Source organism: Pseudomonas sp. LSJ-87 (genome assembly GCF_032971465.1).
GTDB classification, from domain to species: domain Bacteria; phylum Pseudomonadota; class Gammaproteobacteria; order Pseudomonadales; family Pseudomonadaceae; genus Aquipseudomonas; species Aquipseudomonas putida_Z.
Genome location: NZ_JAWJYQ010000081.1, coordinates 1 through 12,794 on the forward strand (window position 1 = coordinate 1; position 12,794 = coordinate 12,794).

Annotated in this window: 2 protein-coding genes; both read left to right on the forward strand. The window is 68.0% G+C overall.

Features of this window, described 5'->3' with window-relative positions; all coding sequences use genetic code 11:
- The first annotated feature begins 264 nt into the window (after window positions 1-264).
- Window positions 265-6,732, forward strand: a complete 6,468-nt coding sequence (locus tag RYH74_RS25880) for a non-ribosomal peptide synthetase (protein ID WP_317410563.1) — start codon at window positions 265-267, stop codon at window positions 6,730-6,732.
- Between the two features lies 1 nt (window position 6,733).
- The coding region (locus tag RYH74_RS25885; protein WP_317410564.1) for a non-ribosomal peptide synthetase at window positions 6,734-12,794 on the forward strand (6,061 nt) is incomplete at its 3' end.

Here is a 12,794-nt window from a genome sequence, read left to right on the forward strand (position 1 = left end):
AGGCCCTTCGCGGGCGCGCCCGCTCCCACAGAGAATGTGACACGCTCTCGAACCTTGTTCTCTATGCAATCTCCCTGCGCGGTCGGTGTGGGAGCTGGCTTGCCGGCGATCACCGGCGCAGCCGGTGCCATACACCGCGTCGCCTGTTTCGCGGGCACGCCCGCTCCCACAGGGATGGTGCTGGGCCTAAGGTTGGCGCCACTAAATCACCCCCCCGCACCTTCGTCTGACAGTTACCGCTCGACTGCCAGGACACCGCTCGACATGAATGCCGACCAAACGCTCAAGCTCGCCCGCCGCTTCATCGAACTCAGCCCCGACAAGCGCCGCCTGTTCCTCAAGGCGCTGCAGGGCGAGGGCATGGATTTTTCCGTGCTGCCGATTGCGCCCGGGGTGGAGGTGGCCGAGCGTGACCAGCTGTCGTACGCCCAGCGGCGCATGTGGTTCCTCTGGCAGCTCGACCCGCAAGGTGCGGCGTATAACCTGCCCATGGCCGTGCGCCTGACTGGCCCGCTGGACCTGGCAGCCCTGCAGCACGCCTTCGATGCCCTGGTGGCCCGCCACGAAACCCTGCGCACCCGCTTCGTCGCCGACGGCGATGACGTGCGCCAGCAGGTCGATGCCAGTGCCGCCCCGTTGCAGCTGCACCAGGATGCCCTGGCCGGCCTGGAGGAGGGCGCCCGTCAGGCCGCCATCGAAACCATCGCCGAAGCCGAAGCCCTGGCCCCCTTCGACCTGGCCAGCGGCCCACTGCTGCGGGTGCGCCTGCTGCAACTGGCGGCACAGGAGCACATCCTGCTGCTCACCCTGCACCACATCGTCGCCGACGGCTGGTCGATGAACGTGCTGATCGACGAATTCCTGCACCTGTACGACGCCGCCGTGGCCGGCAGCGAAGCCCGCCTGCAACCGCTGCCGATCCAGTACCGCGACTACGCCCTGTGGCAGCGCAGCTGGCTCCAGGCCGGTGAGCAGGAGCGCCAGCTGGCCTACTGGCAGGCGCGCCTGGGCGATGACCATTCGCCGCTGGAGCTGCCACTGGACCGCAGCCGCCAGGGCCGCCCCAGCTATCGCGGCGCACGTCACGAGTTCCCTGTCGCTACAGATGTCACCGAACGGCTGCGCGGCCTGGCACGCAAGCATAACGTCACCCTGTTCATGGTCCTGCTGGCCGCCTTCAAGCTGCTGCTGCAGCGCTACAGCGGCCAGTCGGCGATCCGTGTCGGCGTGCCCATCGCCAACCGCAACCGCGGCGAAAGCCAAGGGCTGATCGGCTGCTTCATCAATACCCAGGTACTGCACACCGAAATCGACCCGCTGCTGGACATCACCGGCCTGCTCCAGCGCGTGCGCGAAACCGCCGTAGGCGCGCAAAGCCACCAGGACCTGCCGTTCGAGCAACTGGTCGAAGCCCTGGACCTGCCGCGCAGCAGCGAGAGCCCGCTGTTCCGCGTGCTGTTCAACCACCAGGCGCAGGTGGCGGATGTGCAAGCCATCGAGACCCGCTCCGGCCTGAGCCTGGCGCCTGTCGTGCTGGCAAAGCACAGCGCCCGCTTCGACCTCGCGCTGGACACCCATGAGCGAGCGGGGCAGCTGCACGCAGCGTTCACCTATGCGACCGACGTGTTCGATACGGCCACCGTTGAAGCCCTTGGCGAGCAGTGGCTGGCCCTGGTGCAGGCATTGGCCGACGAAGCGGGTGGCGCAGTCGGCGAGTTGCCATTGCCAGGCCTGGCCCCTGCCATTGGCGCGCCTGTGCAGGCTGACGCAACGCTGCTGGTCCACCAGCGCTTTGCCGCCGCCGTCAGCCGCCACCCCGAACGCACGGCGGTGATGGCTGCGGGCGAGCAGGCCAGCTTCGCCGACCTCGATGCCCGCGCCGAGGCCATTGCAGGCCGGCTGGCGGAAGCCGGAGCAGGGCCGGACACATTGGTCGGCGTGCTGGCCGACCGCAGTGTCGGCATGCTTGCCAGTATCCTCGGCGTGCTCAAGGCCGGTGGTGCCTACCTGCCACTGGAGCCCGAGCAGCCGGCCGAACGCTTGGCCTACATGCTTGCCGACAGCGGCACGCGCCTGGTACTGGCGCCTGGTAACTGGCAGGCCGAACTGCCCGAGGGCGTGCAGCGCCTGGACTGGGCGCAAACCGGCAGCGGCAGCGCCGCCCGTATCGAACCGGCGCCGGCCAACCTGGCCTACGTGATCTATACCTCCGGCACCACCGGCCAGCCCAAGGGCGTGGCGATCAGCCACGGCGCCCTGGCCAACTACGTCGAAGGCATCGCCGCGCGCCTGCCGCTCGAGCGTATCCGCAGCATGGCCCAGGTCTCGACCCCGGCTGCCGACCTCGGCCACACCATGCTGTTCGGTGCCTTGTGCGGCGGCCATACCCTGCATTTGCTGCTACGCGAGCAGGTGCTGGATGCCGAAGGCTTTGCGGCCTACCTGGCCGAGCACCAGGTAGACGCGCTGAAGATCGTACCGTCGCACCTGGAGGCCATGTTGGTGGCTGGCCGCTCGGCGTTGCCGGCACAGTGCCTGGTGCTCGGCGGCGAGGCCATCAGCCCGAGCATGCTGGGCAAGGTCCGCAACCTGGCCCCGGCGCTCAAGGTGTTCAACCACTACGGCCCGACCGAAACCACCGTCGGTGTGCTGGTCGCCGAACTGAACGAGCAGGCCAGCCTCGGCCAGCCCCTGGCCAACACCCGCGTCGCGGTGCTCGACCGCTGCCTGCAACCCCTGCCGGCCCAAGCCAAGGGCGAGCTGTACATCGGTGGCGCCGGCCTGGCCCGTGGCTACCTGAACCGCCCGGCACTCACCGCCGAGCGCTTCGTCCCCGACCCGAACGGCAGCCACGGCCAGCGCCTGTACCGCAGCGGTGACTGGGTTCGCCAAGGCAGCGACCTGCAGTTCGCCGGGCGCATGGATGGCCAGGTGAAGATCCGTGGCTATCGCGTGGAACTGGCCGAAATCGAAAACCAGCTGCGTGCCCTGGGCGGTGTCGCCAATGCCCTGGTGCGCGTGCATGGCCAGGCGCCGCAACTGCAGCTGGCTGCCTGGCTGGTGCCCAGCCAGATGCCGGCCGACAGCCTGGCCTGGCAGGAATCGATCCGCGCCAGCCTCAAGAGCCTGCTGCCCGAGCACATGGTGCCGACCCACCTGATAGTGCTGGAGCACCTGCCGGTCACGGTCAACGGCAAGGTCGACGTCAAGGCGCTGCCGGAGCCCGTCGCCACCCAGGTGGCCTACCAGGCGCCGCAGACCCCGCTGCAAGCGCAATTGGCACAGATCTGGGCGCAAGTCCTGCAAGTACCGCAGGTAGGCCTGGGCGACAACTTCTTTGCCCTTGGTGGCCATTCGCTGCTGGCCACCCAGGCGGTATCGCGGATACGCAAGCAATTGGGCGTGGATATCCCGCTGCGCAGCCTGTTCGACACCGTCGACCTGCAGGCCTTTGCCCAGGCAGTGGCCGAAGGGGAGCAGGGCGCAGGCCTGGACATCGAGATCCTCGACCGCCAGCAACCGCTGCCGGTGTCCCGCTCGCAAAACCGCCAGTGGCTGTTCTGGAAGCTCAACCCCGAAAGCCTGGCCTACAACACGCCGATGGCCGTGCGCATGCAGGGCCACCTCGACCACTGCGCCGTGCAGGCTGCGCTGGATGCCTTGGTAACCCGCCACGAATCGTTGCGCACGGTGTTCGTCGAGGCCGACGGCCTGCCTTGGCAGCGCATCCTGCCGGCTGCCACGGTAGCGATCGGCTTCGAAGACCTCACTGGCCAGGACCACGCCGCGCAGATGCGCAAGCTGGAAGCCGAAGCCTTCGTCCCGTTCGATCTGGAGCGCGGCCCGCTGCTGCGCGCACGCTTGTTCAAGGTGCATGCGCAGGAGCACCTGCTGTCACTGACCTTGCACCATATTGTCTCCGATGGCTGGTCGATGAGCCTGCTGGTGCGCGAGTTCGCCGCCGCCTACAACGCCGCCGCCACGGGCCAGGCGCAAACCATCGAGCCACTGCCGGTGCAGTACGCCGACTTCGCCGCCTGGCAGCGCAAGTGGCTGGCCGAGGGGCAGATGCAGGCGCAGATCGACTACTGGAAGGCCCGCCTGGAAGACGACTTCGAAGTGCTGGAACTGCCTGCCGACCGCATTCGCCCGCAGGTCAAAAGCTACCAGGGCAGCCGCTTCGACGTGCGCCTGCCACAGGCCCTCACCGAGCGCCTGCGAGCACTGGCGGTGGCATCCAACGCCACGCTGTTCCATGTGTTCCTGGCAGCCTATGCCATCGTGCTGTCGCGCTACAGCCGCAAGGGCACGCTCAACATCGGCGTGCCGGTCACCAACCGCAACCGCCTGGAGCTGGAAGGGCTGATCGGCTTCTTCATCAACGTGGTGGTGGCCCGTATCAGTGTCGATGGCAGCCAGCCTTTCGCGCAGTTGCTGGCGGCAATCAAGGAAACCACCTTGCAGGCCCAGGCCAACAAGGACGTGCCGTTCCTCGAGGTAGCCGAGGCGCTGTACCCGGACCGTGGCCAAGGTGTGAACCCGTTCTTCCAGGTGCTGTACAACCACCTGCGCGACCTTGGCGAGCAAGTATCCAGCGATGCCCTGCACGGCCTGCAGGTCAAGGAAGTGGACCTGCTGGAGCCGGGCGCGCAGTACGACATTTCGCTCAATACCCTGGAGCGCTCCGACGGCGTTACTGCCTCGTTCAACTATTCCACCGACCTGTTCGATGCCGCACGTATCGAGCGCATGGCCGGGCATTGGCAAGCATTGCTGCAAGCCATCTGCGCCGAGCCACAGCGCTGCATTGCCGAGCTGGACTTCCTTGGCAGTGCCGAACGCCAGCAGCTGACCCACGGCTGGAACCCGGCGCCCCAGGCTGGCAGCGGCTTGTGCGCGCACCAACTGCTGTCACTCCAGGCCCACGAGCGGCCGGATGCGCTGGCGCTGATCTTCGACGACCAGCAGATGACCTACGCCGAACTGGACCGCAGCAGCAACCAGTTGGCCCACCGCCTGCGGGCGCTGGGCGTGGGGCCGGACTGCCTGGTTGGCGTGGCTGTCGAGCGCGGCCTGGGCATGGCCCTGGCGCTGATCGCCATTCACAAGGCGGGTGGCGCCTATGTGCCGCTGGACCCGGACTACCCGCAAGAACGCCTGGCCTACATGGTCGAGGACAGCAATATCGGCCTGCTGCTGGCCGACGCGCCCTCGCGTGAGCGCCTGCAACTGGGCAAGCAACTGCCCTGCGTGGTACTGGAGCCGGGCACTGAGTGGCTGCACGCCTGGCCCGCTGAACCGCTGGCCAACCTGGCGGCGCCGCACAACCTCGCCTACGTCATCTACACCTCCGGCTCCACCGGCATGCCCAAGGGCGTGGCCATCGACCACCGGGCCCTGTCGCTGTTCTGCCAGGTGGCCGGCGACTATTCGCGCCTCAGCCCGGGCGATCGCGTGCTGCAGTTCGCCACCATCAGCTTCGATGGCTTCATCGAGCAGTTCTTCCCGCCGCTGGCCCAAGGCGCCTGTGTGGTGCTGCGCGACCTGCGGCTGTGGGACACCGCCACCCTGCTGGACGAGATCAACCGCCACGGCGTGACCGTGGCCGACCTGCCGGCGGCCTACTGGCGCCTGCTGGCGCTGGAGCGCCGCGCCCCCGAGGCCTATGGCCGGCTTAAGCAGATTCACGTGGGGGGTGAGGCGGTGCCGGAAGATGCCCTGCGCGCCTGGCTGGCCGATGGCCCGCCAGCGGTGCGCCTGCTGAACACCTATGGCCCGACCGAAGCCACCGTGGTCGCCACCACCTACGACTGCTCGCAGATGACCGTGGAGCAGATCAGCCAGGGCGGCGTGCCGATCGGCCGTGCCTTGCCGGGGCGTACCCTGCATGCCTTGGACGATGGCCTGGCGCCGACACCGGTGGGCGTGCCCGGCGAGCTGTTCATAGGCGGGGCAGGGTGCCTGGCGCGCGGTTATCACCAGCGTCCGTCACTCACCGCCGAGCGTTTCATCCCCGACCCGTTCGACCCGGTTGGCGGTGGCCGCCTGTACCGCACCGGCGACCTCGGCTGCTACGACGAAAACGGCCAGCTGGCCTATCGCGGCCGGGTCGACCACCAGGTGAAGGTGCGCGGCTTCCGTATCGAGCTGGGCGAGATCGAGCAGTACCTGCGGGCGCACCCGGACGTTCGCGAAGCCACCGTGCTGGCCATCGACCTGCCCAGTGGCAAGCAGCTGTGCGCCTATGCGGTGCCCGCCGAAGGTTACCGCGGCGATCTGCGCCAGGCCCTGAAGCAGTACCTCAAGGCCAGCCTGCCGGACTACATGATCCCGGCCTACCTGGTGACCCTGGCGAGCATGCCGCTGACCCCCAGCGGCAAACTCGACCGCAAGGCCCTGCCACTGCCCGACCCGAACCAGCCACAGCATGACTACCAGGCGCCGCAGAGCGAGCGGCAGCAGCAACTGGCGAACATCTGGGCGCAGTTGCTGAACGTTGCCCGGGTCGGCCTGAACGACAACTTCTTTGAGCTGGGCGGCCACTCCTTGCTGGCGGCCCAGGCAGTGTCGCGGATCAACGTCGAACTGGGGCTGGACATACCCCTGCGGCTGATCTTCAGCCACCCCGAACTGCGCGCGTTCGCCCAGGCACTGGACGAGCAGGGCCTGTCGCTCTCCGACGATGGCCTGAGCGATATCGAACAAATGATGAATGCATTCACAGAGGCCTGACATGGAACTCACTGCCGCACAACGCATCGCCCAACGTTTCGTTGGCCTCCCTGTGGAGCAACGCCAGCAGATCCTGGAAAAGATGCAGGCCACCGGGCAGAGCTTCCGCCTGCTGCCCATCGTACCCGCGCGCCAGGGCCTGGCGCGTATTCCGCTGTCGTACGCCCAGCAACGCCTGCTGTTTCTCTGGCAGCTGGAGCCCGACAGCCCGGCCTACAACGTGCCGATGGCAGTACGCCTGAAGGGCGCGCTGGACCAGGCGGTGCTGCAGCAGGCGCTGGATGCGCTGGTGCAACGCCACGAGTCGCTGCGCACGCGCTTCGCCTCGGAGGAGGGCGAGTTCTACCAGGAAATCCTCGAGCACTGCCCGCTGGCGCTGGAACGGGTGATGTTCGACGGTGCCGCCGACGAGGCAGCGCTGAGCGTGGCCGTGGACGCCGCCCTCAAGCAGCCCTTCGACCTGCTGGCCGGCCCGCTGCTGCGGGTGACCCTGCTGCGCGTGGCCGCCGATCACCACGTGCTGGCGCTGAGCATGCACCACATCATCTCCGACGGTTGGTCCAGCGATGTGCTGGTGCAGGAATTCATCCAGCTGTACAGCGCCCTGGCCGAAGGCCGGCAGGCCGAGTTGCCGGCCTTGCCGATCCAGTACGCCGACTACGCCATCTGGCAGCGCGCCTGGCTCGAGGCCGGTGAAGCGCAGCGCCAGCTGGCCTACTGGCAGGCCCAGTTGGGCGACGAGCAGCCGGTGCTGAGCCTGCCGCTGGACTTCGAGCGCCCGGCCACGCCCAGCCAGCGTGGCGCGGTGGTGCGCGTGGACATCGGCGCCGAACAGGCCGAGGCCCTGCGCAGCCAGGCGCGCAAGGGTGGCCACACGTTGTTCGTGCTGGTACTGACGGCCATGGCGGTGGTGCTGTCGCGCTACAGCGGCCAGGCCGACATCCGCATCGGCGCCCCGAACGCCGGGCGCAACCGCAAGGAGCTGGAAGGCCTGATCGGCTTCTTCATCAACACCCAGGTGCTGCGCGTGCAGGTGGACGAGCGCGCCACCTTCGCCGCGCTGCTGGAGCAGGTCAAAGACGTGATCGGCGGCGCCCAGTCGCACCAGGAACTGCCGTTCGAGCACCTGGTCGATGCCTTGCTGCCCGAGCGCAACCTGGCCCACAACCCACTGTTCCAGTTCAAGATCAACCAGCACGTGGCCGCCAGCGATGCAGGGCGCAAACGCTTGGGCGCGCTGGAGGTGGAAGGCTTTGCCCGTGACGGTGGCGATGCCCGCTTCGACCTGGCGTTCGACTTCTCCGACAAGGCCGACGGCATCGAAGGCTACTTCACTTACGCCACCGACCTGTTCGAGCAGGCCACCATCGAACGCATGGCCGCTTCGCTGCGCCAGGTGCTGGATGCGCTGATCCGTGACCCTCAGCAGGCGATCGTCGACAGCCCGCAAGTGGCGACGCTGCTGCCGGCAGCCACGCAGGCCTACCCGCACGGCAACTTCCTCGCTTTGTGGCGCCAGGCAATGGCGCAAGGCCAGGCCCACGGCGGTGTGCGTGCCGGTGACCGGTTCATGACCCAGGCCGGGCTGGAGGCGGCGTCCAACCGCCTGGCCGACTACCTGCGCCAGCACGGCGTCGGTGCCGGCAGCATCGTCGCCCTGTGCCTGCCGCGCTCCATCGAGTGGGTCGGCGCCTTGCTCGCAGTGCTCAAGACCGGCGCCGCCTACCTGCCGCTGGACACCCAGCAACCGCCGGAGCGCCTGCAACAACTGATTGCCGACAGCGGCGCCGCCGTACTCCTGCATGAGCCGGGCGACCAGCGCTTCGCCGGCCTGGACGGCGTGCAGCTGATTGCCTGCGATCACACCGCCTGGGCAACCTGCAGCGACAGCCCGGTCGAGGTGGCCATCGCCGCCGAACAACCGGCCTATCTGATCTACACCTCGGGCTCGACCGGCCAGCCGAAAGGCGTGGTAGTCAGCCACGGGGCGCTGGCCAGCTACACCCAGGCGGTGCTGGAGCGCCTGCAACTGCCGGCCGCGGCGAGCATGGCGATGGTGTCCACCACCGCGGCCGACCTGGGCCACACCGTGCTGTTCGGTGCCTTGGCCTCGGGCCGCCTGCTGCACCTGTTGCCACAGGAACTGGCGTTCGACCCGGATGGCTTCGCCAGCTACATGGCGCAGCACCAGGTCGGCGTGCTCAAGCTGGTGCCGAGCCACCTGCAAGGCTTGTTGCAAGCGGCCCGCGCCGCCGATGTGCTGCCCGCCGAGGCATTGATCCTGGGTGGTGAGGCATGCAGCTGGGGCCTGTTGGAAAAAATCCGCGAACTGCGCCCGGCCTGCCGGGTCATCAACCACTACGGCCCGACCGAAACCACTGTCGGCGTGCTCACCTTCGAGCCGGGGCAGCCGCTGCCAGGTTGCCGCACGGTGCCGGTCGGGCGCCCGCTGGGCAACGCCTGCGCCCAGGTGCTGGATGGCTACCTCAACCCGTTGGCGGCGCAGGTGCCCGGTGAGCTTTACCTGGGCGGGCAAGGCGTCGCCCAGGGCTACCTGGGCCAGCCAGCGTTGACCGCCGAACGCTTCGTGCCGACCGAGGGTGGTGCCCGCCTGTACCGCACCGGTGATCGCGCGCGGCTGACTGCCGATGGCCTGGTCGAGTTCATCGGCCGTGCCGACGACCAGGTGAAGATTCGTGGCTATCGCGTGGAGCCAGGTGAAGTCGGCCGGGTGCTGGCCGGCCTGCCCCGTGTCAGCGAGGCCGTGGTGCTGGCCTTGCCACTGGAAGGTGACGCCGAGCGCTTGCAGCTGGTGGCCTACGGTGTGGCCGACGCAGGCGTGACCGTGCAGCAACTGCAGGCGCAATTGCAGGCACGCCTGCCGGACTACATGGTGCCGGCGCAGATACTGCTGCTGGAGCGCCTGCCACTGACCGCCAACGGCAAGCTCGACAAGCGTGCCTTGCCGGCACCAGGCGCGGTCAGCCGTGGCTATGTGGCGCCACAAGGCGATATCGAGGAAAAGCTGGCCGCAGTGTGGGCCGATGTGCTCAAGCTGGAGCAGGTCGGCAGCACCGACAATTTCTTCGAACTGGGCGGCGACTCGATCCTCAGCCTGCAGATCATCGCCCGGGCCAAACGCCAGGGCATCAGGATCACCCCCAAGCAGTTGTTCGAACAACAGACCATCGCCCAGCTGGCCCAGGTAGCCAAGCGCATCGAGGCCAAGCAAGCGGTCGCGGCCGCAGCCGTGGACACCGCCACCAGCGGCGAGGTGGCGTTGCTGCCGGCCCAGGCGCGTTTCTTCGAGATGGAGATCGCCCAGCCGGCGCATTGGAACCAGTCGGTGCTGCTCAAGCCTGCCAGCCCGGTGCAGGTGCAACACCTGGAGGCAGCCCTGCGCGCCGTGGTCGAGCAGCACGATGCCCTGCGCCTGCGCTTCAGCCATGGCGAAAGCCAGTGGCAGGCGCGCTTCCAGCCGCTGGACAATGCACCACTGCTGCGCCAGCACAACCTGGCCGCACTGAGTGAGCTGGACGCCGCCGGCAACCAGGTGCAGGCCAGCCTGAACCTGGAGCACGGGCCGCTGCTGCGTGCCGAACTGTTCGATTTCGCCGATGGCCAGCAGCGCCTGCTGCTGGTGGTCCATCACCTGGTGGTCGACGGTGTGTCGTGGCGGGTGTTGCTGGAAGACCTGCAAGCGGCCTACCGGCAATTGCTGAATGGTCAGACCGTGAGCCTGCCCGCCAAGACCACCTCGGTGAAGGCCTGGGCCGAGCGCCTGGCCAGCCATGCCGGCAGCCCGACGCTGCAAGCACAGCGCGACTACTGGCTGCAGGCACTGGGCGGCGACCACGCCGAACTGCCGCGTGACAACCCGCAGGGCAGCCTGGCCAACACCCATGCCCGTACCGCCGCCACACGGCTGGATGCCGAGCGCACCGCCAAGCTGCTGAAACAGGCCCCGGCGGCCTACCGCACGCAGATCAACGACCTGCTGCTGACCGCGCTGGCGCGCACCCTATGCCAGTGGAGCGCACAGGACAACGTGCAGGTACTGCTGGAGGGCCATGGCCGCGAAGACCTGTTCGACGACCTCGACCTCAGCCGCACCGTGGGCTGGTTCACCAGCCTGTTCCCGGTGCGCCTCACACCCGGTCAGGACCTTGGCCAGTCGATCAAGGCGATCAAGGAGCAACTGCGCGGCGTGCCGGACAAAGGCCTCGGCTACGGCTTGCTGCGTTACTACGGCGACGCGGAAGTGCGTGACCGGCTCGAGCGTGCCGCCCAGGCCCGTGTCACCTTCAACTACCTGGGCCAGTTCGATGCCAGCTTCGATGCCGAGGCCGGCGCCCTGTTCACCCCAAGCGGGGAAAGCGCAGGCCGTACCCAATGTGCCGGCGCACAACTGGGCAACTGGCTGAGCATCACCGGCCAGGTGTACGGCGGCGAGCTGTTCCTGGAGTGGACCTACAGCGCCGACGTTCATCACCCGGCCACCATCGAGAAGCTGGCCCAGGCCTACGGGCAGGCCTTGGCAGAGCTGGTCGAGCACTGCTGCGATGCGCGGCACCAGGGCGTGACGCCGTCGGACTTCCCGCTGGCTGAGCTGACCCAGGCGCAACTGGACAGCCTGCCGCTGGAGGCCGGGCAGATCGCCGATGTTTACCCGCTATCACCCATGCAGCAGGGCATGTTGTTCCACACCCTTTATGACCAGCAGGCCGGCAACTACATCAACCAGCTGCGCGTGGATGTGGATGGGCTGGATGTGCAGCGTTTCCAGCAGGCCTGGCAGGCCACGCTCGATGCCCACGACATCCTGCGCAGCGGTTTCGTCTTGCAAGGCGAACTGGAGCAGGCCGTACAGGTGGTACGCAAGGCCGTCGAATTGCCGTGCAGCGAGCATGACTGGCGTGGCCAGCCGGCGCTGGAGCAGGCATTGCAGGCCCTGGCCGAGGGTGAGCGCCAGCGCGGCTTCGACCTTGCTGCCGCGCCGCTGCTGCGCCTGGTACTGGTACGCACGGGCGATACCCGCCACCACCTGATCTACACCAACCACCACATCCTGATGGACGGCTGGAGCACCTCGCGCCTGTTGGGCGAAGTGCTCCAGCGCTATGCCGGCCTGGCGCCGCAGGCACCGGCCACGCACTACCGCGACTACATCGCCTGGCTGCAGGGTCAGGACGGGGCCGTTGCCGAAGCCTTCTGGAAAGCCCAGCTTGCGGGCCTGGACGAGCCGACCCGCCTGGCCCAGGCCATCGCCGGCAGTGCAGGCACAAGCGGTAGCGGTCATGGCGACCACCGCCTGGCCTTCGACCCTGAGCAGACCGCACGCATCGAAGCCTTCGCCCGGGCCAACCGGGTCACGGTCAACACCTTGGTGCAATCGGCCTGGCTGCTGCTGTTGCAGCGCTGCACCGGCCAGACCAGCGTGTGCTTCGGCGCCACGGTCGCCGGCCGCCCGGCAGACCTGCCGGGGGTGGAGGAACAGATCGGCCTGTTCATCAACACCTTGCCGGTGATCGGCACCCCGCGTGCCGAGCAGACCGTGGCCGAGTGGATCGGCCAGGTGCAGGCCGGCAACCTGGCCGTGCGCGAGTTCGAGCACACCCCTCTGTACGATGTGCAGCGCTGGGCGGGGCAGGGCGGTGACGCCTTGTTCGACAGCATCCTGGTGTTCGAGAACTACCCGGTGGCCGAGGCGCTGCAACAGGGCGCGCCCGGTGGCCTGCGCTTCGGCGACGTGGCCGTGCAGGAGCAGACCAACTACCCGCTGACCCTGGTGGTGGAACTGGGCAGCACGCTGTCGATGCAGTACAGCCATGACCGTGCGCTGTGGAGCGATGAGAGCATTGGCCGCCTGGCTGGCTACTTTGCCAACCTGCTGCAGGCGCTGGCGGAGAATGCTGACGCGGTGATTGGCGAGCTGCCCATGCTGGGCTTGCCAGAACAGCAACAGATGGTCGAAGGCTGGAACGAAACCCAGGCGGCGTACCCGGACGAGCGCAGCATTCACCAGCTGATCGAAGCCCAGGTGTTCGCCACCCCGGATGCCC